This is a genomic window from Pseudomonas sp. TWI929 (genome assembly GCF_039673335.1).
Lineage (GTDB): Bacteria > Pseudomonadota > Gammaproteobacteria > Pseudomonadales > Pseudomonadaceae > Aquipseudomonas.
This window is the reverse complement of record NZ_JBDJLK010000007.1, coordinates 24,272-47,705: the sequence shown is the minus strand read 5'-3', so window position 1 is coordinate 47,705 and position 23,434 is coordinate 24,272. Positions and strand designations below refer to the sequence as shown.

Here is a 23,434-nt window from a genome sequence, read left to right as displayed (position 1 = left end):
AGATGGCCCTTTATCGAAAGCCCGCAGACTGGGAGCTGAGCATGGCCCCGCGCATGAAGACCCGAGAGCGCATCGTGCAGAGCAGCCTGGAGCTGTTCAACCAGCAGGGCGAACGCAGCGTCAGTACCAACCACATTGCCGCGCACATGGAAATCTCGCCCGGCAACCTGTATTACCACTTCCCCAACAAGCAGGCGATCATCGCCCTGTTGTTCAGCCAGTACGAAGAGCTGGTGGACAGCTTCCTGCGCCCGCCGCAGGGCCGCACGGCGACCGTTGAGGACAAGCGTTTCTACCTCAAGGCCCTGCTGGCGGCGATGTGGAACTATCGCTTCCTGCACCGCGACCTGGAACACCTGTTGGACAGCGACCCGGAGCTGGCTGCCCGTTACCGGCGCTTTTCAGAGCGCTGCCTGCGCCAGGGTCAGGCGATCTACCGCGGGTTCGTCGAGGCAGGCATCCTGACCATGGCGCCGGCGCAGATCGAATCGCTGACCATCAATGCCTGGATCGTGCTGACGTCCTGGGTACGTTTTCTCAGCACCACGCGTGAACATTCCGCGCACCTGGGTGAAGAAGCCTTCAAGCGCGGCGTCTACCAGGTACTGGTGCTGGAGCTCGGCTTCGTCACCGACAACGCCCGCCATGCCGTGGACGCCCTGTGCCAGGAATTCCATGTACCGTTCAATCAGGCCCTGGAGCAGTAGCCCAGGGTTCTAGTGCCATCGATCAGGAGATTGTCATGCCCCTTGCGCAATTGATCACCCCGCAGCAGTTGGCCGAGCGTCTGGACTCGCCCGGTTTGGTGATCCTCGACTGCCGCTTTGCCCTCGAGGATGTGGACTATGGCCAACGCAGCTATGCCCAGGGGCATATTGCCGGGGCGCATTTTGCCGACCTGGAGCGCGACCTCAGCGGGCCGGTGAGCAAGGGACGCACCGGGCGCCACCCACTGCCCGATGCACGGCGGCTGGTCGAGCGCCTGCGTGAGTGGGGCCTGGACAATGATAGCGAGGTGGTGCTGTACGACGACGGCCCCGGCGCCTTTGCCGCCCGTGCCTGGTGGCTGCTGGCCTGGCTGGGCAAGCGCAGTGGTGTGGCGATTCTCGATGGCGGCCTGAAGGCCTGGCATGCGGCGCACCTGCCGCTGAGCCTGGACCCGCCGGCCAAACGTGAAGGCACCTTCAGCGGTGAGCCGGACGCCAAGCTACTGATTGATGCCGAGCACCTGGGCAAGCGCCTGGGTAGTACTGACCTGACCTTGATCGATGCGCGTGCCTTGCCGCGTTTTCGTGGCGAAGTGGAGCCGATCGACCCGGTGGCGGGGCATATTCCCGGGGCCCAGTGCGCGGCGTTTACCGACAACCTGGGTGCTGACGGGCGCTTTTTGCCGGCGGATCAGCTCAAGCATCGCTTTGCCGAAAAACTGGCCGGGCGGGCGCCGGAGCAACTGGTGGCGTATTGCGGGTCGGGGGTGACGGCGTGCCATAACCTGTTTGCTCTGGCACTGGCGGGCTACCCGTTGGGCAAGCTGTATGCCGGGTCGTGGAGCGAATGGATCAACAACCCGGAGCATGGCGTGGCCACGGGCGAGTAACAATATCGGTGGTTTTAGCAGGGACTCTGTGGGAGCGGGTTCACCCGCGAAGAATCCTGCGTGGAGGATGGCACCGGCTTCGCCGGTGTTCGCGGGTAACCCACAGGGATCGCGCAGGCTGAGGACACTTGAGACTAGCTACCTTCCACCAACCACTGCGGAATCCGCCGCTCCAGGTAATACCCCGGGTTGCGCAGACTGCCATCGACAAAGCCCACATGGCCGCCACGGCGGTGCAGTTCGAAGCGAGTCAGCGGCGCCAGTTCGCGGGCAGTAGGCAGGCTATGGCCGGAGACGAACGGGTCATCGCTGGAGTGAATGATCAGCGTCGGCGTGCGGTTTTGGCCAAGAAAGAAATGGCTCGATGAGCGGCGATAATAGTCGTGCGCATCGCGAAAGCCGTTCAAAGGTGCGGTAACCTTGCCGTCGAACTCCCAGAACGTGCGCAGCTTTGTCAGTGGCCCCAAGCGCTGCAGCGTCGCCAGGCATTCATGCTGGCCGTTGTCGTGGAAGTGCCGCTGCTTGAGTTGCACATACGCCAGCATCTCGCGCATGAAATGCGCCTGGTACACCTTCGAAAAGCCCTGGCCGATGCGGTCGGCGCAGTGGTCCAGGCGAAACGGCACCGACACCGCAACCGCAGCTTGCAACTGGCTGGCGACGCCACTCTCGCCCAGGTACTTGAGCAGTACATTGCCCCCCAGCGAGTACCCCACCGCATACAGCGGCGCCAACGGGCGCTGGGCGCGCAGGTGGCTGATGATTTCGGCCAGGTCTTCGCTGGCGCCGGAATGGTAGCTGCGTGGCAACAGGTTGGGTTCGCCCGAGCAGCCGCGCCAGTTCGCTGCCACGCTGGCCCAGCCGCGCGCTTGCAGCGTTTGCTGCAAGCCTTTCACGTAGGGTGAATGGGACGAGCCGGTCAGCCCATGCAGCACCAGTACCAACGGGGCATGCGGCTGGTGTGGACCATGCCAGTCCAGGTCGATGAAGTCACCGTCGGCCAGCCACAGCCGCTCGCGGTTGCGTTGCAGTGCAGGCAGCTTGCGCCACAGCGGCCCCCACAAGGTTTGCAGGTGGGGGTTGGACAGGCCGATGGCCGGGCGGAAAGGGGCGCTGGTGCTGGGCATGCTGGGGCGACTCGTGATGTGCCTGCCTAGAGTGCCATGAAACAGCGCCACTGTACCTGCGCTATTGGTCGGTGGCTGGCAGCGGTTGCTGGTCGTCCTGTGGGCCGCCACTGGCCAGTACCTTGTGGCTCAGGTCGAGCCGGCGCTGTCGACATCCTCGCGTCGTTCGGCCATGACCACTGCCAGCTCACGGGCAAATGGCGTATCGCTGAGGGTGGCGCTGGCCATGACGTCGGCCATGGCCTCCAGGGCAATTTCCAGGCGCTTGGCGGGCAGCGTCAACGGAAAGACCGTGGCGTCCGTGTAGGTGAATGCATTCGGGTCGCCGCCCACGCGGGTCATGAGGGCTGAATGTTGGCCCGCATCCAGCTTGCTGCTGCCTTCGAAAAGCAGATGTTCCAGGGCATGGGAGAGGCCGGTGTGGCCTTCAGGTTCGTAGCTGGAGCCGACGTGGTACCACAGTTGCACGCTGACCAGTGGCGCGCGGTGGTCTTCGCGCAGGTAGACGCGCAGGCCGTTGGCGAGGGAGAAAGCACTTACAGCGCTTGCGGGTATGGGCGGGGAGGGGCGTTGGGTCATGGTTGAAGTGCTCCTGCATAAACGAAGGAGCAGCTTTAGCCATGCTGCAGGCGGGCTGGCGGTAACCAAGTACGCCAGCCCGGGGTTATGTGGTCAGCCCCGCTGCCAGAGCGCGTAGTGCACCTGGCCGGTCTTCTTCTCGCGGTGCAGGCGCCAGTTGCCTGGCAATTGCAAGGTCGATGGTGCGGCCTCGCTTTCGGTGTAGACCCAGGCCTGTTCGCTCAGCCACTGGTTCTGCTCCAGCAGGTTGCAGGTATTGGCCAGTAGGTCCTGGTGGAATGGCGGGTCGAGGAACACCACGTCGAACTGCTGCTTGGCCGGGTTCTGCAGGTAGCGCAGTGCGTCGGTTTGCAGGATCTGCCCGCGCGGGCAGCGCAGGATCTCCAGGTTGTTCTTCAGGTTGGCGATGGCCGCCGGGTTGCTGTCCAGCGCCACGGCGTCCTCGGCCCCGCGGGACAGGGCCTCGAGCACCAGTGCGCCGCTGCCGGTGAAGGCGTCCAGCACGCGGGCGCCCTCGATATAGGGCGCCAGCCAATTGAACACGGTTTCACGCACGCGGTCAGGCGTTGGCCGCAGGCCTTCGCCTTCCGGCACCGCCAAGCGGCGGCTGCGCCATTCGCCGGCGATGATGCGCAGGTGGCCCTGGCCCTTGCTTTGGCCCGCTTGCGGGCGGGCGGGAGGGGTGGATCTTGGCATTAGTGCTCCGGTACCCCGAGCGGTTGCTCGGAGGGCTTGTCAGTGGGTGCTGGCAGCGGTTTTTGTGGCACTTTCGGGCCAACGGTGACGATCACCAGTTTATCGGCTGACAGGTGTTTGTTCATGGCCGCCTTGACCTGCTCGACGGTGAGGGCCTGGGACTGCTGCATGAAGTCTTCCAGCCAGGTCAGCGGCAGGTTGTAGAAGCCAATGGCGCCCAGTTGGCCGACGATGCTGGCGTTGCTGGCATTGGACAGCGGGAAGCTGCCGGCCAGCTCGCGCTTGGCGTCGTCCAGCTCCTGCTGGGTGGGGCCGGCCTTGAGGTAGTCGGCAAGTATGCCCTGCACCAGCTTGAGCGTGCCTTCGCTGAGCTCGGCACGGGTTTGCAGGTTGATCATGAACGGGCCGCGGACTTGCATCGGGCTGAACACCGAGTACACGCCGTAGGTCAGCCCGCGCTTCTCGCGCACTTCACTCATCAGCCGGGTACCGAAGGCACCGCCGCCGAGGATCTGGTTGCCCAGCGACAGCGCTGGCCAGTCCGGGTCCTGGCGGTCGATGCCGAGCTCGGCCAGCATCAAGTGGGTCTGCTTGGACGGGAAGTCGATGTGGGTCAAACCTGCCTTGGCATCAGCGGGTTGCGCCGGTGCGGCCAGTGCTGGGCCCTTGGGCAGGCCGGCGGACACCTGGGCGGCAATGGCCTCGGCCTCGGCGCGGCTGAGGTCGCCGACCAGGGCGATGACCGCGTTGCCGCCAGTGTAGGCCTTGGCGTGGAAGGCGCGCAGCTGGGCCAGGGTGATGCCGTTGATGCTTTCGGCGGTGCCGTCGCTCGGGTGGGCGTAGGGGTGGTCGCCGTAGAGCTTGCCGAACAGCGCCTTGCCGGCGATCTTGCCGGGGTTCTGCTTGTCGTATTCGAAGCCGGCCAGCATCTGGTTCTTGATGCGTTTGAGGGCATCCTCGGGGAAGCTCGGCTTGCCGGCTACCTCGGTGAACAGCTTGAGCGCTGGCTCGCGTTTGTCCTTGGCGCTGAGGCTGCGTAGCGAGGCCACGGCCATGTCGCGGTAGGAGCCGTTGCCAAAGTCTGCGCCGAGGCCTTCGAAGCCTTCGGCGATGGCGGTCACGTCCTTGCCGGCCACGCCCTCGTTGAGCATGGCGTTGGTCAGGGCAGCCACCCCAGGTGTGCTGCCATCCTGGCTGCTGCCGGCGGCGAAGGTGACGCGCAGGTCGAACATTGGCAATTCACGGGCTTCGACGAACAGCACCCGGGCACCCTCGGCAGTGGTCCAGTTCTGGATGTTCAGTTGGCGCCGGCTGGGCGCCTTGCCATCCAGCTCGGCCAGCGACTGCAAGGTGTTGGCCGGGCGGGCTGCGCTGTTGTCGGCCTTGACGGCGTTGTCGGCCATGGCCGGGGCGGCCAGCACTGCCGCCAGCGCCAGGGCGCGGATGCCCGTGGCCAGCAGGGTTGGGCGTGGTGCGCGACGATCACTCATGAGCGGACTCCTCAGGCAGTACATGGGCAACGCTCAGGCGTTCGCGGGTGAAGTAGGTGCGCGCGGCGTTCTGGATGTCCTGCGGGGTTACACGCTTGAGCTCGTCCAGCTCGCTGTCGATCAGCTTCCAGGAAAGGCCGACGGTTTCCAGCTGGCCGATGGTGGTGGCCTGGCTGCTGATGGAGTCGCGGTCGTAGACCAGGCCGGCGATGACCTGGGCGCGTACGCGTTCCAGCTCTTCGGCGCTGGGCGGGGTGGTCTTGAGTTCGTCAAGCAACTGCCACACGCCCTTTTCGACATCGGCGAGGGTTTTCTGCTTCTGCACGTTCGGCGTGGCCGAGATCAGGAACAGGCTGTCGCCACGGGTGAAGGCGTTGTAGCTGGACGAAGCACCGGCCACCAGCTCCTGGCCACGCTCCAGGCGTGCTGGCATGCGGGCGCTGTAGCCGCCATCGAGCAGCGCCGAGATCAGACGCAGGGCCTGCACGGTGCGCGGGTCCTTGGCGGTTGGCAGGCCAGGTACGTTGAAACCGTAGATCAGGCTGGGCAGCTGGGTGCGTACGTGCAGCGTCAGCTGGCGCTGGCCAGGCTCGGCCAGTTCCAGTGGCAGCTTGGCTGGCGGCACGGCGCGCTTGGGGATGCTGCCGAAGTATTTCTGCGCCAGGCCTTTTACCTCGTCGGCGGTGACGTCACCGACCACCACCAGGGTGGCATTGTTCGGGGCGTACCAGGATTCGTACCAGTGGCGCAGCTCCTCGACTTTCATGCGTTCGAGGTCGGCCATCCAGCCGATGGTCGGGGTGTGGTAGCCGCTGGCCGGGTAGGCCATGGCACGGAACAGCTCGAATGCCTTGGAGTTGGGCTGATCGTCGGTGCGCAGGCGGCGTTCTTCCTTGATTACCTCGATTTCCTTGCTGAACTCGTCGGCTGGCAGGCGCAGGCTGGCCAGGCGGTCGGCCTCCAGCTCCAGGGCTACTGGCAGGCGGTCGCGGGCCAGCACCTGGTAATAGGCGGTGTAGTCGTCGCTGGTGAAGGCGTTTTCTTCGGCGCCCAGGTCACGCAGCACGCGCGAGGCCTCGCCGGGGCCGAGCTTGGCGCTGCCCTTGAACATCATGTGCTCCAGCGCGTGCGACAAGCCGGTCTGGCCCGGGGTTTCGTAGCTGGAACCGACCTTGTACCAGATCTGCGAGACCACCACCGGCGCGCGGTGGTCTTCGCGCACGACGACCTTCAGGCCATTGTCGAGGATGAATTCGTGGGTGGGTTGCACATCGGCGGCGAAGGCCGCGAGCGGCAGGCAGAGCGTGCCGAGCAACAGGCCAGCGGCGCGGCGGGCTAGAGCATTCATAAGGTGTTTAACCTGTTCGGCGGCCCGCTGGGTTTAGCGTCGGCGGGCCAGGAGGTGCTAGGATACTGATCCGGTTGCCTGGCGACCATGCCTGTCGCCGTTCTGGCCCACAGGACACTAAGACAAAACGTTGCGCATGAACCAGCCGGCTTCAAGATAGTCTGTTCTGCGTAGAGAGAATTCCCGATGGGCCATTGCTGGCCCATCGCTACCCTGAGATAGCCGTCTTCCATGTTTGGTTCCAACGACGACAAAAAAGCGCCGGCCGAGGCTGGCGAAAAGAAAGGCCTGTTCAGCTGGTTTCGCAAGAAGCCGCAGCAACCTGTGGGCGCGGGCGAGCCCGCGACTGAAGCCCCCGCCGTCGAGCAACCTGTAACTGCTCCGGTCGAGGCACCCACTGCTGAAGCGCCGCAAGCCCCCGAGCCCATTCAGGCCCCTGCGGTCCCACCGCAGATTGAGCCGCAGCAGGTTGCCGAGCCAGCTCCATCCCCGGTAGTTGAGGCTCCAATGCCCGAGCCGGTGGCTTCCCAGCCGTTGCAGGCCCCTCAGCCCGAGCCGGTGGCTTCCCAGCCGCTGGTGGCACCAGCGCCGCAGCCAGTCGCCTCCGCACCTTTGCAGGCAGCACCGGTCGAGGTTGCCCGTGTCGAGGCCGCCCCGGTCGCCGAAGCGGCCGCGCCGGTCAGCAACCTGGTACTGCCGGTTGCCGAAGAGCCCGTGGCCCTGGTGCCGGACCTGGAGCCGAAAGCACCGCCTGCCATCCCGGAACGCCCAGCACCGGTCGCTGCGCCGGTCGAGCCTGCTCCTGCAGCAGCGCCCGCGCAGGCCGAGCAGGCCAAGCTCGGCTTTTTCGCCCGCCTTAAACAGGGCCTGTCGAAGACCAGTGCCAGCATTGGCGAAGGTATGGCCAGCCTGTTCCTCGGCAAGAAGGTCATCGATGACGACCTGCTCGACGAAATCGAAACGCGCCTGCTGACCGCCGACGTCGGCGTGGAGGCCACTTCGGCCATCGTTCAGAACCTTACCCAGAAGGTCGCCCGCAAGCAGCTGGCAGACGCCGATGCACTGTACAAGTCGCTGCAGGAAGAACTGGCCGCGCTGCTGCGCCCGGTCGAGCAGCCGCTGAAGGTGCAGGCGCAGAACAAACCCTATGTGATCCTCGTGGTTGGCGTGAACGGCGCTGGCAAGACCACCACCATCGGCAAGCTGGCCAAGAAGCTGCAACTGGAAGGCAAGAAGGTAATGCTGGCTGCCGGTGATACCTTCCGTGCTGCGGCTGTCGAGCAGCTGCAGGTGTGGGGCGAGCGCAACCAGATCCCGGTTATCGCCCAGCACACTGGCGCCGACTCCGCCTCGGTGATCTTCGATGCGGTGCAGGCTGCCAAGGCCCGTGGCGCCGATGTGCTGATTGCCGACACCGCCGGCCGCCTGCACACCAAAGACAACCTGATGGAAGAGCTGAAGAAGGTCCGCCGGGTCATCGGCAAGCTCGACGCCGAGGCGCCGCACGAGGTGCTGCTGGTGCTCGATGCCGGCACTGGCCAGAACGCCATCAGCCAGGCCAAGTACTTCAACCAGAGCGTCGAACTGACCGGCCTGGCCCTGACCAAGCTGGACGGCACCGCCAAGGGCGGGGTGATCTTCGCCCTGGCCAAGCAGTTCAACATCCCGATCCGCTTCATCGGTGTTGGTGAAGGCATCGACGACCTGCGCACTTTCGAAGCCGAGCCGTTCGTCAAGGCTCTGTTCGCCGAGCGAGACTGACCATGATCCGATTCGAACAGGTTGCCAAGCGCTATCCCAATGGTCATGTGGGTTTGCATGAGCTGAGTTTCCGGGCGCGCCGGGGCGAATTCCTGTTCGTCACCGGCCACTCGGGCGCAGGCAAGAGCACCTTGCTGCGCCTGCTGCTGGCCATGGAGCGCCCGACCAGCGGCAAACTGATGCTGGCCGGGCAGGACCTGGGCCAGATCAGCAACGCGCAGATCCCGTTCCTGCGCCGGCAGATCGGCGTGGTGTTCCAGAACCACCAACTGTTGTTCGACCGCACGGTGTTCAACAACATCGCCTTGCCACTGCAGATACTCGGCCTGTCCAAGGCTGAGGTCGCCAAGCGGGTGGACTCGGCCCTGGAGCGTGTGTCGCTGGCCGACAAGGGCGAGCTGTTCCCGGCCGACCTGTCCACCGGCCAGCAGCAGCGGGTGGGTATCGCCCGTGCCATCGTCCATCAGCCGGCCCTGCTGCTGGCCGACGAACCCACCGGTAACCTCGACCCGCGCCTGGCTGCAGAGATCATGGGCGTGTTCGAGGACATCAACCGCCTGGGTACCACGGTATTGATCGCCAGCCACGACCTGGCACTGATTGCGCGCATGCGCCACCGCATGCTGACCTTGCAGCGCGGTCGCTTGATCGGCGATGGGGAGGCCGGGCAATGAGCACTACACGAACGCCGAAGGTTTCCGAGCGGGTTGCACCGAAACCGGCCGACACACAACCGGCGAAGAAAAAACGCGGCGAAGACGATGACGGCCCGGATTTTCGCACGTTGCTGCATGCCTGGCTGGAAAGCCACCGTGCCAGCATGGCCGACAGCCTGCGTCGCTTGGGCAAGCAGCCGATCGGCAGTTTCTTCACCTGCCTGGTGATGGCAGTGGCACTGAGCATGCCCATGGGCCTGTCGTTGCTGCTGAAGAACATCGAGCAGCTTGGCGGCTCGTGGCAGCGCGCTGCGCAGATTTCGCTGTACCTCAAGCTCGATGCCGGCAGCCGCGATGGCGAGGCGCTGCGCGACGAGATCAAGGGTATGCCTGGGGTGGCCGACGCGCAGTATGTCAGCCGCGAGCAGGCGCTGGAGGAGTTCCAGCAGCAGTCCGGCCTGGGCGAAGCGTTGCGTGAGTTGCCCGACAACCCGCTGCCTGGCGTGGTGGTGGTAACCCCGGCCGAGGTCGACAAAGCGGCTCTGGAAGCTTTGCGTCAGCGCCTGTCCGAGCTGCCGCGGGTGGACGTGGCGCAGCTGGACCTGGTGTGGGTCGAGCGCCTGGCCGCCATCCTCAAGCTGGGTGACCGTTTCGTCTTCGGCTTGGCCGTGATGCTGATTTCTGCGCTGCTGTTAGTAATCGGTAACACAATTCGTCTACACATTGAAAACCGCCGTATCGAGATCGAAGTGATCAAGCTGGTAGGCGGCACCGACGCCTACGTGCGCCGGCCTTTCCTGTACATGGGCGCCCTGTATGGCCTGGGTGCGGGCCTGCTGGCGTGGGGCATCCTGGCATTTGGCCTGAACTGGCTGAATGAGGCGGTGGTAGGGCTTTCCGGGCTGTACGGCAGTGACTTCGCCCTGGGCGGGGTGCCGGCGTCCGATGGTCTGTCGCTCTTGATCGGAGCAGTGCTGTTGGGGTATATCGGTGCATGGATTGCAGTCGCCCGCCACCTGAACGAGCTGGCGCCGCGATAGTTTTTACGTGCCAGCATTGACATTTTCTTCACTGCGGAACTTGTACCGTCGTTCCAGGTCAATGTTGGCAGCGCCCACAAGGCGCGAGTTTTGTAAGTCGGAGGTTCTTGAATGACCACATCGTTGCAACCTGCCTATGCCCTGGTACCCGGTGCAAACCTGGAAGCCTACGTGCACACGGTCAACAGCATCCCGCTGCTGACGGTCGAGCAGGAGCGTGATCTGGGCGAGCGTCTCTATTATGAGCAGGATGTCGAGGCCGCTCGTCAAATGGTGATGGCCCACCTGCGTTTCGTCGTACATATCGCCCGTAGCTATGCCGGCTACGGGTTGGCCCAGGCCGACCTGATCCAGGAAGGCAACGTCGGCCTCATGAAAGCCGTCAAGCGCTTCAACCCTGAAATGGGCGTGCGTCTGGTGTCCTTCGCCGTGCACTGGATCAAGGCAGAGATTCACGAGTTCATCCTGCGCAACTGGCGCATCGTCAAGGTGGCGACCACCAAGGCCCAGCGCAAGCTGTTCTTCAACCTGCGCAGCCAGAAGAAACGCCTGGCCTGGCTGAACAACGACGAAGTGCATCGCGTGGCAGAAAGCCTTGGCGTCGAGCCGCGTGAAGTGCGTGAGATGGAAAGCCGCCTAAGCGGCCAGGACATGGCCTTCGACCCGGCAGCGGAAGCTGACGACGACAGCGCCTTCCAGTCGCCTGCGCATTACCTGGAAGACCACCGTTACGACCCGGCGGTGCAGCTAGAGGATGCCGACTGGAGTGACAACTCCACCAGCAACCTGCACGAAGCGCTGCAAGGGCTGGATGAGCGTAGCCGCGACATTCTGTACCAGCGCTGGCTGGCGGAAGAGAAGGCCACGTTGCATGAGCTGGCGGACAAGTACAGCGTTTCGGCTGAGCGGATTCGCCAGCTGGAGAAGAATGCGATGAACAAGGTCAAGGCGCTGATCGCAATCTGATCGAGCCTTGGTTGCACAAAAAAGCCGCTGGCCCTGACTGGGTGAGCGGCTTTTTTATTTGTGCTGGCGATGCCCGCGAAAGGGCCCTCAAAGCTTGCGCGAAGAATCGAGCTGCATCAGGTAGCTAGGCCCACCCAGCTGGCTCATCTGCCGGCGAATCCACCCGGCCCGGCTGGCCACATAGGCGCTTGGCCGGCTGGCACTCCACTTGATCGGGCTTGGCAGTACCGCCGCCAGTTGCGCCGCCTGCTGGCGGCTGAGCCGGCTGGCATCGACGCCGAAGTGATAACGCGCCGCCGCCTGCGCACCAAACACGCCCTTGCCCCACTCGGCGCTGTTCAGGTAGACCTCGAGAATTCGCTCCTTCGACCAGAACAGCTCGATCAGCGCGGTAAACCAGGCCTCCAGCCCTTTGCGGAACCAGCTACGCCCGGACCACAGGAACAGGTTCTTGGCCACCTGTTGGGTCAGGGTGCTGGCCCCGCGAATGCTGCCGCCGCGCTCGTTGTAGGCCAGCGCCGCCTGGATGGCCGGGATGTCGAAGCCCCAGTGGCTGGCGAACTTCTGGTCCTCGCCTGCGATGACCGCGACCTTGAGTTCGTCGGAGATGTTCTCCCATGGCTCCCAATCGCGCTGCAGGTCGATCGGCTCACCGCTCACCCAGGACTGCACCTTGCGCTCGACCATCAGCGCCGTACCGGGTGGTGGCACCCAGCGAAACACCAGCACCAGCACGATGCTGCCGGCAGCGAACCAGAGCAGGGCGCGGGAAAGGCGGCGGAGAAGGGTTGGCAGCATGACGATGGCTTGGCCGTACGGGTGGAAGGGGCCATTATACAGACCCGATACAAGGAGTCGTCCCATGCTTCGCAGCTTCCTGATGCTTGCCGCCTTTTTCGGCTTTACCGGGGTCGCCCTCGGCGCCTTCGCCGCCCATGGCCTGAAAAACCGGCTGACGGCCGACTACCTGGCAATCTTCCACACCGGCGTGACCTACCAGCTGGTGCATGCCTTGGCGATCTTCGGCGTCGCCGTGCTCTCGGCGCACCTGCCTGGGCGCCTGGTCGGCTGGGCCGGCGGATTGTTTGCGTTGGGTATCGTGCTGTTCTCCGGCAGCCTGTACCTGCTGACCCTCAGCGGCCTGGGCAAGCTGGGCATCATCACTCCGATCGGCGGCCTGTGCTTCCTGGCCGGCTGGCTGTGCCTGGGCCTGGCAGCCTGGCGGCTGGGCTGACCGAGTGGTCCACTATCGCGACTAATGGCGCGTACCGCCCTTGGGTTACAGGGCGGTTCGGCGCTAGAATGCGGGCCCCAAAGAACAATGGTGGCCGTGCGCATGCGCATTCAACTGAACGGTGAACCTTACGAACTGCCTGCTGGCGAGAGCGTTGCAGCCCTGCTGGCACGCCTGGAGCTGACCGGGCGCCGCATTGCCGTGGAACTGAACCTGGATATTGTGCCGCGCAGCCAGCACGACAGCACGCTGCTGAACGACGGCGACCAGGTTGAAGTGGTCCACGCCATTGGTGGCGGCTGACAGCAGCCCGGCGGTTCACAAGCAAGCCCTGCAACCTTTTCCCGAGGAACAACGATGAGCAACGTTCGTAGCGACAAGCCCTTCATCCTGGCCGGGCGCACTTTCCAGTCGCGCCTGCTGGTCGGCACCGGCAAGTACCGTGACATGGAAGAAACCCGCCTGGCAACCGAGGCCTCGGGTGCCGAGATCGTCACCGTCGCCGTGCGCCGGACCAACCTTGGCCAGAATGCGGGCGAGCCGAACCTGCTCGATGTGCTGTCGCCCGACAAGTACACCATCCTGCCCAATACCGCCGGTTGCTTTGACGCCGTCGAGGCTGTGCGTACCTGCCGCCTGGCCCGTGAGCTGCTCGAGGGCTACAAGTCCCATGAGTCGCGGACCTTGGTAAAGCTGGAAGTGCTGGCCGACCAGAAAACCCTGTTCCCTAACGTGATCGAGACCCTCAAGGCTGCCGAAGTACTGGTCAAGGAAGGTTTCGACGTGATGGTGTACACCAGCGATGACCCGATCATCGCCCGTCAGCTGGCTGAAGCCGGGTGCATCGCGGTGATGCCGCTGGCTGGCCTGATTGGCACCGGCCTGGGTATCTGCAACCCGTACAACCTGCAGATCATCCTCGAAGAATCGAAGGTTCCGGTGCTGGTCGATGCCGGTGTGGGTACCGCGTCCGACGCCACCATCGCCATGGAAATGGGTTGCGAGGCAGTGCTGATGAACTCGGCCATTGCCCACGCCCAGCAGCCGGTGCTGATGGCTGAAGCCATGAAGCACGCCATTGTCGCCGGCCGCATGGCCTACCTGGCCGGCCGTATGCCGAAAAAACTCTATGCCAGCGCTTCCTCGCCGCTGGATGGTCTGATCAAGTAAGAGCCCCAGATGACTGACTCGCAAGATACGCCGATCGCCGCCGACGGCGACCAGCGCCCGCACCGCCGCATCAAGAGCTTCGTGATGCGCGCCGGGCGCATGACCGAAGGCCAGCAACGTGGCCTGGACCAAGGCGGCCCGCTGTTTATCCTGCCGCTGGCTGACAGCCCGGTGGACTACGACCAGGTGTTCGGCCGTTCGGCGCCGCGCACCCTGGAGATCGGCTTCGGCATGGGCCATTCCCTGCTGGAAATGGCTGCTGCCGCGCCTGAGCAGGACTTCATCGGTGTAGAAGTGCACCGCCCGGGTGTTGGCGCGCTGCTCAACGGCGTGCTGACCCAAGGGCTGAAGAACCTGCGGGTGTATGACTGCGATGCCATTGAAGTGCTGAACCGCTGCGTGGCGGACAACAGCCTCGACCGCCTGATGCTGTTCTTCCCCGACCCATGGCACAAGGCGCGCCACCACAAGCGCCGCATCGTCCAGCTGGAGTTCGCCGAGCTGGTACGGCGCAAGCTCAAGCCCGGTGGCGTCTTCCACATGGCCACCGACTGGGAACCGTATGCCGAGTACATGCTGGAAGTGATGAGCGCTGCCCCGGGCTATCGCAACCGTGCTGAAGACGGCACCTACGTGCCACGCCCGGAAGAGCGCCCGATCACCAAGTTCGAACGCCGCGGCGAGCGGCTGGGGCATGGGGTGTGGGACTTGAAGTTCGAGAAGGTGGATTGATCGACTGATCTGGCCTTTCGATGTGCTAGTGCTTGCAGAAATGCAGGCGAAAAAAAACCGCCTTGAGAAAGGCGGTTTTTTTGTGAGCGACAGGACTGAGTATCCTTCGCTCTGGGACTTCACCGAAAACACCCCACAGTCAGTGGATCATAGGCAGCCAGCAAAGGTGCGTCAACGATCAGAAATATCCAGCATCACGTGTGTCGGCGCGAATAACAGCTTTCATCACATATCCCAATTATCATCGCGCTGCTCCTGTGGGGGTTTGACCTGTGATGGGCCGGGTAGGAGAAGAATTCTGCTTTTCGGCCCCTTCACCGCCTGAGAACCGTGCCGGTGACTGACTTCGAAGGGCCATTAACCTGGCCACTTCACCGAAAATATCCCACAGTTTTCGAAGGCATCGAAGTACCGGTTAGATGCTGGAAGACTGGCCCGCCAATACGGAGGCCAAGGCATATGAAGCGTTTGCTTGATGCGCTGAGCCGCGTCTGGAAGCTTGTCCGGATCTTGATTGTGTTCAAGACCGTTCGGGACTTCATGCGCGACCACTTCGATGATGCCCGCTAAGGGCTAGTCAGGTGGTAGGGCTGCCCTGGTTTGCCGGGGCAGCTTTTAGCAGGCTCAGCCGCGGCGGTCCGCCACCACGCCAATCAACACGACCACCACCAGCAACACTGGCGCCAGTGCGTAGTTGTTGAACTGGCTCAACCCCTTCACCACCCACGGCGTGGCGTAGATCAGCGCCGCACCGCTGCCAACCATCACCATTACGGCCATGAACGGCACGCGCAGGGCGCCTGCCAGGTTGCCAAGGCGTTGCTCGGCCCAGGCTTTGACATCGGTGCCGAACAGCACCAGCAGGCAGCCTACCAAGGCCAGTGAAATCTCCGACAGGTTGCTGCGGCTCCAGCGGGAAACCGTCGCGAGCAGATCAAGTACCAGATCCATGGGTCATCCTTAGGTCAAGAAATACTGCAGCAGGTCATTGAGGAACAACTGGCCCCTTGGCGTGGCCACCAGTCGATCCGGTTCGACCTGCAAAAGGCCCTTTTGTTCGGCGGCGCGGCGTGCTTCGCGCAGTTGTTCCAGCGGCAATCCGGTGCGCTGGGTGAACAGTTCGGCTTCCACGCCATCGGTGAGGCGCAGGGCGTTCATCAGGAACTCGAACGGGAGCTCATCGACCGGCAGCAGCTTTTCGCCAGCCTTGTACGGTTTGGCCAGGTTCAGGTAATCCTTGGGCAGGCGGGTCTTCCAGGTGCGCAGGATGCGCCCGTCGGCGAAGGTCAGCTTGCCGTGGGCGCCAGCGCCTATGCCGATGAAGTCGCCAAAGCGCCAGTAGTTGAGGTTGTGCTGAGCGGCACGGCCCGCCTGGGCGTAGGCCGAGACCTCGTACTGGCGGAAGCCGTGCTCGGCCATCAGTGCCTGGCCGGCTTCCTGGATATCCCAGAGGATGTCGTCCTCGGGCAGCTCTGGCGGCTGGTTCCAGAACACCGTGTTCGGTTCCACGGTCAGCTGGTACCACGACAGGTGGGTCGGCCCCAGGTCGATGGCCTGGCGCAGGTCGCCCAGCGCGTCGTCCAGTGACTGGTCGGGCAGGCCGTGCATCAGGTCCATGTTGAAGTTGTCGAAGCCGGCTGCGCGCGCCATGCCGGCGGCGCGGACCGCTTCATCGCCATTGTGGATACGCCCCAGCGCCTGCAGTTTGGCCGGCTGGAAGCTCTGTACGCCGATTGACAGCCGGTTGATGCCGGTTTGCCGGTAGGCCTTGAACTTGTCCTGCTCGAAGGTGCCCGGGTTGGCTTCCAGGGTGATCTCGATATCTGGCGCGAACGGGATGCGCTGCTCCACGCCGCGCAGCAGCCGGCCAAGGGCGTCGGCACTGAACAGGCTGGGCGTACCGCCACCGAAGAAGATCGAGCTGATCGGCCGGCCTTGCACGGCGGCCAGTTCCTGGTCGAGGTCGGTCAGCAGGGCGGCGACGTAGGCGTCTTCCGGCAGTTCAGGCCCGGCAGCATGGGAGTTGAAGTCGCAGTAAGGGCATTTGCGTACGCACCACGGAATGTGGATGTACAGCGCCAGCGGCGGCAGGCTGGTAAAGCCCGCCGCGCCGGGGGTAGACAGCGTTGCGATCATGCCAGGCCCAGACGTTGGCGCAGCAGGGCCATGGCGCGGGCGCGGTGGCTGAGCTGGTTCTTGTCCACCGGCGCCAGGTCGGCGCTGGAGCAGTTGCGCTCCGGTACCCAGAACAGCGGGTCGTAGCCAAAACCGTGCTCGCCGCTGGCTTCGAACATGATGCGCCCGTGCCACAGGCCTTCGCACAGGATCGGCAGCGGGTCGTCGGCATGGCGCACCAGCGCCAGTACGCAGACGAACTGCGCGCCACGCTCGGCTTCAGGTACGTCTTTCAGGGCTTCAAGCAGCTTGGCGTTGTTCGCCGCGTCACCCTTGCCGTCGGCATAACGTGCCGAGTAGATGCCCGGCGCGCCACCGAGGAAGTCCACCGCCAGGCCGGAATCGTCGGCCAGGGCCGGCAGGCCGGAAATGCGAGCGGCATTGCGCGCCTTGAGGATGGCGTTCTCGACGAACGACAGGCCGGTTTCTTCCGGCTCGACCTGGCTGAACTCGCCGATCGAGCGCAGTTGCACGGACGCGCCGAGCATGGCCTGGAGTTCCTTGAGTTTGCCAGCGTTGTGGCTGGCCAATACGAGTTGCTGGAAATTCATCATTCGCCGGGGAAAACTTCCTGGTTGAAACTGAGGGAATTGCTGATGCCGCCGGTTTCGATATTCAGGTCGAAGGTGACGGTATCTGGCTGGTCGATCTTGAACTGGGCGATGTAGTACACCGCGCCTTGTTCGGTGATCTGCTTGAACGACAGCGGGCTGCTACGCCCGGTCAGGTCCTTGACCGTGCCGCTGACCAGCGCCGTGGTGGGCTTGTTGGCCTTGAGCACGGCAATGTTGAGCACGCCCTGGTTCTTGCTGCGCACCAGGCCGGTGGCCGCGGCCACCTCGGGTGTGAGCATGCTCGAAGTGAAAGCGCTGTAGTGCACCGTCACGTCGCCAAACACTTCCTTGCGCTCGGGGCGGGCGGCATCGGCAGCCAATACTGGCAGGGCCAGGCACAGGCTGATCAGGAACAGGGCTAGGCGACGCATGGGGCGATTCCTCCGGTGGGCGTCAGACCGCGAGGCGGTGCTCTTGCAGGCCTGGGCTGCTGACGCGGTAGATGCCGATTTCACCTAGAAGATTAGGCCAAAGCCGGCCACCCCACCCGTTGCGGTGCAAGTGGTCGACGGCCAGGCGGTCGAGCACCTTGGCGCGCCGCTCGTGCACCAGCTCTTCAAAGTCGGCGAAGGTGCAGAAGTGGATGTTCGGCGTGTTGTACCAGGTATACGGCATGAAGTCCGATACCGGCATGCGGCCTTTGGTCGCCAGGTACCAGCGGCAGCGCCAGTGTCCGAAGTTGGGGAAGGTGATGATGCACTGGCGGCCCACGCGCAGCATCTCGTCGAGGATGCGGTCGGGGTACTCCACGGCCTGCAGGGCCTGGGTCATGATCACCACGTCGAAACTGTTGCTGGCGAAGTTGCCCAGGCCTTTATCCAGGTCCTGCTCGATGACGTTGACGCCTTTGGCCACACAGGCGGCGATGTTGTCGGCGTCGATTTCCAGGCCATAGCCGGTGACCTGCTTGCGGTCACGCAGCGAGGCCAGCAGTTCGCCGCTGCCGCAGCCCAGGTCGAGTACCCGGCTGCCGGCGGGGATCCAGTCGTGGATGATTTCCAGATCGGCTCTCATGCTGTCCTCAGATGGCAATGCGGTTCATGTAGTTCGAAAAACCCTGCATGTAGCGAGGTGTGGGGATCAGGAAGGCATCGTGCCCATAAGGCGAGTCGATCTCCAGGTAGCAGACGTTCTTGCGCGCGGCCATCAGGGCGTCGACGATCTCGCGCGAACGGGCCGGCGAGAAGCGCCAGTCGGTGGTGAACGACATGATGCAGTAGTCCGCCTTGACGTGGGCCAGGGTCGCCGCCAGGTCGCCGCCTTGGGCTGCGGCCGGGTCGAAGTAGTCCAGCGCCTTGGTCATCAGCAGGTAGGTGTTGGCATCGAAACGGCCGGAAAACTCCTCGCCCTGGTAGCGCAGGTAGCTTTCGACCTGGAATTCGACGCTGTGGAAGTCGTAGTTGAGCTTGTCGCTCTTCAGCTCGCGGCCGAATTTTTCACCCATCGAGTCGTCGGACAGGTAGGTGATGTGGCCGACCATGCGCGCCAGCATCAGGCCACGCTTGGGGATCACGCCCTGGTCCTGGAACGAACCACCGTGGAATTCGGGGTCGGTGAGGATGGCCTGGCGTGCCACTTCGTTGAAGGCGATGTTCTGCGCCGACAGCTTGGGTGCCGAGGCAATGTCGACGCAGTGGCGCACGCGCTCGGGGTAGCTGATGGTCCATTGCAGTGCCTGCATGCCGCCCAGGCTGCCGCCGACCACTGCGGCCCATTGCTGGATGCCCAGGCGCTCGCCCAGGCGCACCTGGCTGTGTACCCAGTCTTCCACGGTCAGCACCGGGAAGTCGGCGCCATATGGCTTGCCGGTGGCCGGGTTGACGCTGCTGGGGCCGGTGCTGCCGTTGCAGCCGCCGAGGTTGTTCAGGCTGACCACGAAGAAGCGGTTGGTGTCGATCGGCTTGCCCGGGCCAATGCAGCTATCCCACCAGCCCGGCTTGCGGTCGGTGGCGGCATGGTAGCCAGCGGCATGGTGGTGGCCAGACAGGGCATGGCAGATCAGCACGGCATTGCTCGCGCTGGCGTTCAGGGTGCCATAGGTCTCGTAGACCAGTTCATAACTGGCCAGGGAGCGGCCACAGGCCAGTGCCAGCGGTTCATCGAACCGGGCGGTTTGCGGTACTACCAGACCGACGGAATCTTCGGGAAAGACAGTGGACATCGACCCTGCTCACGCTTGACGGAGGCGTAAGTCTAAAGAGCGCTACCCCCAGCGGCAAGCAAAGGCTTGCCGCTGGTTGCAAGCAGGCTCTGGCGAGGTCTAGATCATCCGCCACAGCTCTTGTGGCATACCGGCGTAAGCGGCCAGCGGGGGCATGACGAACGACTGGATCACCTGGATCGCCAGGAAGGCGAAGATCGGCGAAATGTCCATGCCGCCCAGGTTGGGCACGATGCGGCGGAACGGTGCCAGCACCGGTTCGCTGATCTGGTAGGCCAGCTCGGCGGCCGGGTTGTGGCTGTTGGGTGCAACCCAGGAGACGATCACCATGACGATCATCGCTACCCAGAAAATCTTCAGGAACAGCGCGGTGATGCCGATGATCGCCCACATCAGCAGGTGCAGGATGTCACCGAAGGTGCCGTAGGTGACCATCAGCACAAAGCCCATCAGCAGCGCCTGGATGACCACCGCCAGCAGCAGCGACGAGGTGTCCAGCCCGCCGATGCTGGGTATTACCCGGCGGATCGGCTTGAGCAGTGGCTGGGTGGCACGCACCGCGAATTGGCACAGCGGGTTGTAGAAGTTGGCCTTGACCAGCTGCAGCACGAAGCGCAGCAGGACGATCACCAGGTACAGGCTGACCAAGGTTTGCACCACGAAGATCGCGGCACCGGACATTGCATTCATCTAGAGCTCCTTATTTGCCCAGTTGTTCGGCCAGCTCGGCGGAGCGCGTGGCCGCAGCCTGCAGTGCCTGCTCGACGATGGCTTCGAAGCCGCTGGCCTGGAACGACTTGATCGCAGCCTCCGTGGTACCGGCAGGCGAGGTGACGCGGCGGCGCAGCTCGGCGGCATCGACATCGCTGGCAACCGCCATGCGCGCGGCGCCCAGGGCTGTCTGCAAGGTCAGCTGGGAGGCGGTTTCACGTGGCAGGCCAAGTTTTTCACCGGCTGCGGTCATGGCTTCGATCAGCAGGAAGAAATAGGCCGGGCCGCTGCCGGACACGGCAGTTACGGCGTCCAGTTGTTGCTCTTGCTCCAGCCATAGGGCGGTGCCCACAGCCGACAGCAGTTGCTCGGCCTGCTGGCGCTGTGCGCTGGACACTTCAGCGGTGGCGTACAGGCCGCTCACGCCCTGGCGCAGCAGCGCCGGCGTGTTGGGCATGCAGCGCACCACCGGGCGAGCGCCGACCCAGCTCTGCAGGCTGGCGCAGGTGATGCCAGCGGCGATCGAGACGATCAGCTGGCCATCCTGCAGGTCGGGTTGCAGGGCTTGGCACACGGCTTTCATGACCTGCGGCTTGACCGCCAGCACGATCACGTCGGCGCCGTCGATGGCCTGGGCGTTGTTCTCAAAGGCTTCGATGCCGTGTTCGGCCTGGATGCGGCTGCGGGTCTCGGCGCCCGGGTCGCTGGCGCGGATCTGCGAGGCGTCCAGGCCCTGGGCACGCAGACCACCGATAAGGCTGGCGGCCATGTTGCCGGCGCCGATAAAGGCAATACGAGTCTTGCTCATGTCAGGTCCTTGTGGGAAAGAGTGAGTAAAGCATGCAATCAGTGCTGCCCGTAGTCGCGGGCACCGAACAGGGCGGTACCGATACGCACCCAGGTCGCACCCTGAGCAATGGCTGCTTCCAGGTCGTGGCTCATGCCCATGGACAGCGTGTCCAGGCCAAGGCCAAGGCCTTCCTGCAACTGGCGCAGGCTGGCAAAGGCGGCTTCCTGGGCGGCGCGATCATCGGTGGGTTCCGGGATGGCCATCAGCCCGCGCAGGCGCAGGTTGGGTAATGCGGCCACGGCCTTGGCCAGGGCTGGCAGGTCGGCGGGGGCGCAGCCGGACTTGCTGTCTTCGCCGCTGACGTTCACCTGCAGGCAGATGTTCAACGGCGCCAGCCCGGCAGGGCGCTGCTCCGACAGGCGTTGGGCAATTTTCAGGCGGTCCACGGAATGTACCCAGTCGAAATGCTCGGCGATGGCTTTGGTCTTGTTCGACTGAATGGGGCCGATGAAGTGCCAGATCAAGGGCAAGTCGCCAAGCGCTTGCTGCTTTGTCAGCGCTTCCTGTAGGTAGTTTTCCCCAAAATCGGACACGCCAGCGGCGTGGATCTCGCGGATGGCGCTGGCGGGCTTGGTCTTGCTCACGGCCAGCAGCTGGACGCTGGCCGGCTCGCGCCCGGCGGCCTGGGCAGCACTGGCGATACGGGCGGAAATCGCGGAAAGGTTGTCTGCTAGGGTGGACATGGACGGATGCCGGCAGCTGTAGGGTTTTCGGCATTTTACCTACTTGAAGGCCTTTGGGGAGTCTCATGGATGTGACCGACCTGTTGGCCCGGGCTGTGGAGGCGGGGGCTTCGGACCTGCACCTGGCGGCGGGCCAGAAACCATTGTTGCGCCTGGATGGCGAGTTGCAGCGCATGGCTTTGCCACCCTTGGTGGCGGATGCCTTGATCGAAAGCATGGCGACCGTGCTGGAAGGCGAGCAGTGCGGGCAGTGGCTACAGGGTGATGAACTGGACCTGGCCTTGGCGTTGCCTGTGCTTGGGCGCTTTCGCTTGAACCTGTTTCGCCAGTTGAATGGCCCTGCAGTCACCTTTCGCCTGATCCCGGGGCGGATCGCCACGCTGGATGAGCTCGACCTGGCGGATGTGTTTCAAGCTGTTGCGCAGTGCCGTGAAGGCTTGATCCTGGTGGGTGGGCCAACCGGCAGTGGCAAGTCCAGCACGCTGGCGACGCTGCTCGACCAGCTCAACCGCGAGCGGGCGTTGCACATCATTACCCTGGAAGACCCTGTTGAAGTTATCCACAGCAGCCAGCGCAGCCTGGTCAACCAGCGTGAAGTCGGTCGCCATAGCAGCGGTTTCGCTCAGGGGCTGCGCAGCGCGCTGCGCCAGGACCCGGATGTGATCATGATTGGCGAGTTGCGCGACCTGGAAACCATTCGCCTGGCGTTGCGCGCGGCCGAAACCGGGCACTTGGTGCTGGCGACCGTGCATACACGTTCAGCGGCCAGCAGCATTGACCGCTTGGTGGAAGTGTTCGCTGCCGAGGAAAAGCCGCTGGTGCGGGCGATGCTGGCCGAGTCGTTGCGGCTGGTGGTGGCACAGGTGCTGGTCAAACGTGTGGGCGGTGGGCGGGTTGCGGCGCGGGAAGTGCTGGTGGCGACGCCGGCGGTGCGAAACCTGATTCGCGAAGGGCGGCTGGCGCAGTTGTGTTCGGTGATGCAGGCGGGTGGTGGGGACGGGATGCGGACGATGGAGGGGGCTTTGCGGGGTTTGCGAGAGAAAGGGCTGATCAGGGATCTTTAGTGCCTGTGCCGGCCTCTTCGCGGGTGAACCCGCTCCCACAGGTATAGCGTTGCCCGCGAGAGCGACGCCGTATCTGTGGGAGCGGGTTTACCCGCGAAGAGGCCGGCACAGGAGAGCGCCGATCAGATCAGCGCTTGGCCAGGCTCAGCTGCTGCTGTTCTTTGGGCAGCACGCGCTTGGCCACTACGTAATGCTTCTGCCAGTAAGGCTTGCTCAGGGTGTCGATGCTCACCCGCTTGCCACGCCGTGGGGCGTGTATGAAGCGGTCGTTGCCCAGGTAGATGGCAACGTGATTCACCCGGCGGCTCTTGATGTTGAAGAAGATCAGGTCGCCAGGCTTCAGGTCATCCTTGGCCACCTTGACACCGTGGCCCTGGGCCATGGCGTTGGAGGTGCGCGGCAGGTCGACGTCGGCGACATCGTTGAAGGCGTACTTGACCAGCCCGCTGCAATCGAAGCCCTTCTTCGGGCTACTGCCACCCCACACGTATGGGGTGCCGAGCACATTCACCGCACGGCTGAGCACATCGCTGCTCTGCTTCGGCGACATGGCGGCGACCGGCATGCCGCGGCTGCTGCTGGCGGCATTGCTCGGGCGGGCGCGTAGCGCGGCCTGCTTTAGCGGTGCGTGTTTCACCGAGGCGTTGGTGGTGTAGCCAGTGAAACCGTTAGGAAGACGTTGCTCACGATTGGTGGCGTGGGCGGCCAGGGGCAATAATAGGCAGAGGGTCAGCCATGTCTTGAACAAAGGCGGCATAGATGAAGCTCTTATGAATAGTT

At 64.0% G+C, this 23,434-nt stretch carries 26 protein-coding genes and 1 pseudogene; 11 read left to right on the top strand and 16 right to left on the bottom strand.

Annotated elements, in window-relative coordinates; genetic code table 11:
• Positions 1 to 41: 41 nt before the first annotated feature.
• Both ABE456_RS05565 and ABE456_RS05560 read left to right on the top strand, forming a co-directional pair.
• Positions 42 to 707, top strand: coding sequence for a TetR/AcrR family transcriptional regulator (locus tag ABE456_RS05565; protein ID WP_346643061.1), 666 nt, complete (start codon positions 42 to 44; stop codon positions 705 to 707).
• A gap of 35 nt (positions 708 to 742) precedes the next feature.
• Entirely contained in the window at positions 743 to 1,597 is an 855-nt protein-coding gene (locus tag ABE456_RS05560) for a sulfurtransferase (RefSeq protein WP_346643060.1), read from the top strand.
• A gap of 134 nt (positions 1,598 to 1,731) precedes the next feature.
• On the opposite strand, the gene ABE456_RS05555 is transcribed toward ABE456_RS05560, so the two are convergent.
• The 5 genes and pseudogenes from ABE456_RS05555 to ABE456_RS05535 form a co-directional block, all read right to left on the bottom strand.
• Positions 1,732 to 2,724, bottom strand: a complete 993-nt coding sequence (locus tag ABE456_RS05555) for a hydrolase (RefSeq protein WP_346643059.1) — start codon at positions 2,722 to 2,724, stop codon at positions 1,732 to 1,734.
• Positions 2,725 to 2,868: 144 nt separating this feature from the next.
• Positions 2,869 to 3,303 (bottom strand): annotated as a pseudogene (locus ABE456_RS05550) (insulinase family protein); the annotation flags it as partial.
• Between the two features lie 93 nt (positions 3,304 to 3,396).
• Positions 3,397 to 3,999, bottom strand: coding sequence for a 16S rRNA (guanine(966)-N(2))-methyltransferase RsmD (gene rsmD / locus ABE456_RS05545; protein ID WP_346643058.1), 603 nt, complete (start codon positions 3,997 to 3,999; stop codon positions 3,397 to 3,399).
• On the bottom strand, positions 3,999 to 5,489 hold the full coding sequence (locus tag ABE456_RS05540; protein WP_346643057.1) for a pitrilysin family protein: 1,491 nt from the start codon (positions 5,487 to 5,489) through the stop codon (positions 3,999 to 4,001). Before ABE456_RS05540 ends, rsmD begins: the two co-directional genes overlap by 1 nt.
• Positions 5,482 to 6,837 (bottom strand): pitrilysin family protein, encoded by a 1,356-nt coding sequence (locus tag ABE456_RS05535; RefSeq protein ID WP_346643056.1) that lies wholly within the window; start codon positions 6,835 to 6,837, stop codon positions 5,482 to 5,484. The genes ABE456_RS05540 and ABE456_RS05535 overlap by 8 nt, the downstream gene beginning before the upstream one ends.
• Before the next feature lie 231 nt (positions 6,838 to 7,068).
• On the opposite strand from ABE456_RS05535, the gene ftsY reads away from it, so the two are divergent.
• The 4 genes from ftsY to rpoH all read left to right on the top strand — a co-directional run bounded on the left by ftsY (position 7,069) and on the right by rpoH (position 11,260).
• The gene (gene ftsY, locus ABE456_RS05530; RefSeq protein ID WP_346643055.1) at positions 7,069 to 8,598 is read left to right on the top strand and encodes a signal recognition particle-docking protein FtsY; all 1,530 of its coding nucleotides are present in this window, start codon (positions 7,069 to 7,071) and stop codon (positions 8,596 to 8,598) included.
• 2 nt (positions 8,599 to 8,600) lie between these two features.
• Positions 8,601 to 9,272 (top strand): cell division ATP-binding protein FtsE, encoded by a 672-nt coding sequence (gene ftsE / locus ABE456_RS05525; RefSeq protein WP_056794328.1) that lies wholly within the window; start codon positions 8,601 to 8,603, stop codon positions 9,270 to 9,272.
• Positions 9,269 to 10,294 carry a permease-like cell division protein FtsX gene (gene ftsX, locus ABE456_RS05520; protein WP_346643054.1) on the top strand — a complete coding sequence of 342 codons (1,026 nt, stop codon included), beginning with the start codon at positions 9,269 to 9,271 and terminating at the stop codon, positions 10,292 to 10,294. The genes ftsE and ftsX overlap by 4 nt, the downstream gene beginning before the upstream one ends.
• A gap of 111 nt (positions 10,295 to 10,405) precedes the next feature.
• On the top strand, positions 10,406 to 11,260 hold the full coding sequence (gene rpoH / locus ABE456_RS05515) for an RNA polymerase sigma factor RpoH (RefSeq protein WP_016502070.1): 855 nt from the start codon (positions 10,406 to 10,408) through the stop codon (positions 11,258 to 11,260).
• A gap of 87 nt (positions 11,261 to 11,347) precedes the next feature.
• On the opposite strand, the gene mtgA is transcribed toward rpoH, so the two are convergent.
• Positions 11,348 to 12,058 carry a monofunctional biosynthetic peptidoglycan transglycosylase gene (gene mtgA / locus ABE456_RS05510; protein WP_346643112.1) on the bottom strand — a complete coding sequence of 237 codons (711 nt, stop codon included), beginning with the start codon at positions 12,056 to 12,058 and terminating at the stop codon, positions 11,348 to 11,350.
• 64 nt (positions 12,059 to 12,122) lie between these two features.
• Here mtgA and ABE456_RS05505 point away from each other — a divergent pair, with 64 nt between their 5' ends.
• From ABE456_RS05505 to trmB, 4 genes are all read left to right on the top strand, one after another.
• Positions 12,123 to 12,494 (top strand): DUF423 domain-containing protein, encoded by a 372-nt coding sequence (locus ABE456_RS05505; protein ID WP_060498067.1) that lies wholly within the window; start codon positions 12,123 to 12,125, stop codon positions 12,492 to 12,494.
• A 102-nt stretch (positions 12,495 to 12,596) separates the two neighbouring features.
• The gene (thiS, locus tag ABE456_RS05500) at positions 12,597 to 12,797 is read left to right on the top strand and encodes a sulfur carrier protein ThiS (protein ID WP_346643053.1); all 201 of its coding nucleotides are present in this window, start codon (positions 12,597 to 12,599) and stop codon (positions 12,795 to 12,797) included.
• A 54-nt stretch (positions 12,798 to 12,851) separates the two neighbouring features.
• Positions 12,852 to 13,664: a thiazole synthase gene (locus tag ABE456_RS05495; RefSeq protein WP_201201348.1), complete on the top strand. Its 813-nt coding sequence runs from the start codon at positions 12,852 to 12,854 to the stop codon at positions 13,662 to 13,664.
• Between the two features lie 9 nt (positions 13,665 to 13,673).
• Positions 13,674 to 14,396, top strand: a complete 723-nt coding sequence (gene trmB, locus ABE456_RS05490; protein WP_346643052.1) for a tRNA (guanosine(46)-N7)-methyltransferase TrmB — start codon at positions 13,674 to 13,676, stop codon at positions 14,394 to 14,396.
• A gap of 624 nt (positions 14,397 to 15,020) precedes the next feature.
• Here trmB and ABE456_RS05485 read toward each other — a convergent pair.
• From ABE456_RS05485 to ABE456_RS05445, 9 genes are all read right to left on the bottom strand, one after another.
• The gene (locus tag ABE456_RS05485; RefSeq protein WP_346643051.1) at positions 15,021 to 15,347 is read right to left on the bottom strand and encodes a DUF3392 family protein; all 327 of its coding nucleotides are present in this window, start codon (positions 15,345 to 15,347) and stop codon (positions 15,021 to 15,023) included.
• A gap of 9 nt (positions 15,348 to 15,356) precedes the next feature.
• Positions 15,357 to 16,532: a radical SAM family heme chaperone HemW gene (hemW, locus tag ABE456_RS05480; RefSeq protein WP_346643050.1), complete on the bottom strand. Its 1,176-nt coding sequence runs from the start codon at positions 16,530 to 16,532 to the stop codon at positions 15,357 to 15,359.
• Complete coding sequence (rdgB, locus tag ABE456_RS05475) at positions 16,529 to 17,125, bottom strand: RdgB/HAM1 family non-canonical purine NTP pyrophosphatase (protein WP_046613545.1); 597 nt, start codon at positions 17,123 to 17,125, stop codon at positions 16,529 to 16,531. Before rdgB ends, hemW begins: the two co-directional genes overlap by 4 nt.
• Positions 17,122 to 17,556 carry a DUF4426 domain-containing protein gene (locus tag ABE456_RS05470; RefSeq protein WP_346643049.1) on the bottom strand — a complete coding sequence of 145 codons (435 nt, stop codon included), beginning with the start codon at positions 17,554 to 17,556 and terminating at the stop codon, positions 17,122 to 17,124. Before ABE456_RS05470 ends, rdgB begins: the two co-directional genes overlap by 4 nt.
• A gap of 22 nt (positions 17,557 to 17,578) precedes the next feature.
• Entirely contained in the window at positions 17,579 to 18,199 is a 621-nt protein-coding gene (metW, locus tag ABE456_RS05465; protein ID WP_346643048.1) for a methionine biosynthesis protein MetW, read from the bottom strand.
• 7 nt (positions 18,200 to 18,206) lie between these two features.
• Positions 18,207 to 19,346, bottom strand: coding sequence for a homoserine O-acetyltransferase (locus tag ABE456_RS05460; protein ID WP_306381475.1), 1,140 nt, complete (start codon positions 19,344 to 19,346; stop codon positions 18,207 to 18,209).
• A 99-nt stretch (positions 19,347 to 19,445) separates the two neighbouring features.
• Positions 19,446 to 20,036 (bottom strand): YggT family protein, encoded by a 591-nt coding sequence (locus tag ABE456_RS05455; protein WP_346643047.1) that lies wholly within the window; start codon positions 20,034 to 20,036, stop codon positions 19,446 to 19,448.
• A 10-nt stretch (positions 20,037 to 20,046) separates the two neighbouring features.
• Positions 20,047 to 20,865 (bottom strand): pyrroline-5-carboxylate reductase, encoded by an 819-nt coding sequence (proC, locus tag ABE456_RS05450; protein ID WP_346643046.1) that lies wholly within the window; start codon positions 20,863 to 20,865, stop codon positions 20,047 to 20,049.
• 38 nt (positions 20,866 to 20,903) lie between these two features.
• Positions 20,904 to 21,590 carry a YggS family pyridoxal phosphate-dependent enzyme gene (locus tag ABE456_RS05445; RefSeq protein WP_346643045.1) on the bottom strand — a complete coding sequence of 229 codons (687 nt, stop codon included), beginning with the start codon at positions 21,588 to 21,590 and terminating at the stop codon, positions 20,904 to 20,906.
• Positions 21,591 to 21,655: 65 nt separating this feature from the next.
• Here ABE456_RS05445 and ABE456_RS05440 point away from each other — a divergent pair, with 65 nt between their 5' ends.
• Positions 21,656 to 22,654 (top strand): PilT/PilU family type 4a pilus ATPase, encoded by a 999-nt coding sequence (locus tag ABE456_RS05440; protein WP_346643044.1) that lies wholly within the window; start codon positions 21,656 to 21,658, stop codon positions 22,652 to 22,654.
• Positions 22,655 to 22,781: 127 nt separating this feature from the next.
• Here the strand turns inward: ABE456_RS05440 and ABE456_RS05435 are convergent, their stop codons facing one another.
• Complete coding sequence (locus tag ABE456_RS05435; RefSeq protein WP_346643043.1) at positions 22,782 to 23,411, bottom strand: C40 family peptidase; 630 nt, start codon at positions 23,409 to 23,411, stop codon at positions 22,782 to 22,784.
• Positions 23,412 to 23,434 lie beyond the last annotated feature (23 nt).

What these genes read in the sequence shown, in the direction of transcription:
- ftsY (WP_346643055.1), top strand. Translation starts at nt 7,069, where the DNA reads ATGTTTGGTTCCAACGACGACAAAAAAGCGCCGGCCGAGGCTGGCGAA.
- ABE456_RS05455 (WP_346643047.1), bottom strand. Translation starts at nt 20,036, where the DNA reads ATGAATGCAATGTCCGGTGCCGCGATCTTCGTGGTGCAAACCTTGGTC.
- ABE456_RS05445 (WP_346643045.1), bottom strand. Translation starts at nt 21,590, where the DNA reads ATGTCCACCCTAGCAGACAACCTTTCCGCGATTTCCGCCCGTATCGCC.
- mtgA (WP_346643112.1), bottom strand. Translation starts at nt 12,058, where the DNA reads ATGCTGCCAACCCTTCTCCGCCGCCTTTCCCGCGCCCTGCTCTGGTTC.
- ABE456_RS05495 (WP_201201348.1), top strand. Translation starts at nt 12,852, where the DNA reads ATGAGCAACGTTCGTAGCGACAAGCCCTTCATCCTGGCCGGGCGCACT.
- ABE456_RS05560 (WP_346643060.1), top strand. Translation starts at nt 743, where the DNA reads ATGCCCCTTGCGCAATTGATCACCCCGCAGCAGTTGGCCGAGCGTCTG.
- ABE456_RS05470 (WP_346643049.1), bottom strand. Translation starts at nt 17,556, where the DNA reads ATGCGTCGCCTAGCCCTGTTCCTGATCAGCCTGTGCCTGGCCCTGCCA.
- metW (WP_346643048.1), bottom strand. Translation starts at nt 18,199, where the DNA reads ATGAGAGCCGATCTGGAAATCATCCACGACTGGATCCCCGCCGGCAGC.
- ftsX (WP_346643054.1), top strand. Translation starts at nt 9,269, where the DNA reads ATGAGCACTACACGAACGCCGAAGGTTTCCGAGCGGGTTGCACCGAAA.
- ABE456_RS05540 (WP_346643057.1), bottom strand. Translation starts at nt 5,489, where the DNA reads ATGAGTGATCGTCGCGCACCACGCCCAACCCTGCTGGCCACGGGCATC.
- ABE456_RS05485 (WP_346643051.1), bottom strand. Translation starts at nt 15,347, where the DNA reads ATGGATCTGGTACTTGATCTGCTCGCGACGGTTTCCCGCTGGAGCCGC.
- ftsE (WP_056794328.1), top strand. Translation starts at nt 8,601, where the DNA reads ATGATCCGATTCGAACAGGTTGCCAAGCGCTATCCCAATGGTCATGTG.
- rdgB (WP_046613545.1), bottom strand. Translation starts at nt 17,125, where the DNA reads ATGATGAATTTCCAGCAACTCGTATTGGCCAGCCACAACGCTGGCAAA.
- proC (WP_346643046.1), bottom strand. Translation starts at nt 20,865, where the DNA reads ATGAGCAAGACTCGTATTGCCTTTATCGGCGCCGGCAACATGGCCGCC.
- trmB (WP_346643052.1), top strand. Translation starts at nt 13,674, where the DNA reads ATGACTGACTCGCAAGATACGCCGATCGCCGCCGACGGCGACCAGCGC.
- thiS (WP_346643053.1), top strand. Translation starts at nt 12,597, where the DNA reads ATGCGCATTCAACTGAACGGTGAACCTTACGAACTGCCTGCTGGCGAG.
- hemW (WP_346643050.1), bottom strand. Translation starts at nt 16,532, where the DNA reads ATGATCGCAACGCTGTCTACCCCCGGCGCGGCGGGCTTTACCAGCCTG.
- ABE456_RS05505 (WP_060498067.1), top strand. Translation starts at nt 12,123, where the DNA reads ATGCTTCGCAGCTTCCTGATGCTTGCCGCCTTTTTCGGCTTTACCGGG.
- ABE456_RS05535 (WP_346643056.1), bottom strand. Translation starts at nt 6,837, where the DNA reads ATGAATGCTCTAGCCCGCCGCGCCGCTGGCCTGTTGCTCGGCACGCTC.
- ABE456_RS05555 (WP_346643059.1), bottom strand. Translation starts at nt 2,724, where the DNA reads ATGCCCAGCACCAGCGCCCCTTTCCGCCCGGCCATCGGCCTGTCCAAC.
- rsmD (WP_346643058.1), bottom strand. Translation starts at nt 3,999, where the DNA reads ATGCCAAGATCCACCCCTCCCGCCCGCCCGCAAGCGGGCCAAAGCAAG.
- ABE456_RS05565 (WP_346643061.1), top strand. Translation starts at nt 42, where the DNA reads ATGGCCCCGCGCATGAAGACCCGAGAGCGCATCGTGCAGAGCAGCCTG.
- ABE456_RS05435 (WP_346643043.1), bottom strand. Translation starts at nt 23,411, where the DNA reads ATGCCGCCTTTGTTCAAGACATGGCTGACCCTCTGCCTATTATTGCCC.
- rpoH (WP_016502070.1), top strand. Translation starts at nt 10,406, where the DNA reads ATGACCACATCGTTGCAACCTGCCTATGCCCTGGTACCCGGTGCAAAC.
- ABE456_RS05460 (WP_306381475.1), bottom strand. Translation starts at nt 19,346, where the DNA reads ATGTCCACTGTCTTTCCCGAAGATTCCGTCGGTCTGGTAGTACCGCAA.
- ABE456_RS05440 (WP_346643044.1), top strand. Translation starts at nt 21,656, where the DNA reads ATGGATGTGACCGACCTGTTGGCCCGGGCTGTGGAGGCGGGGGCTTCG.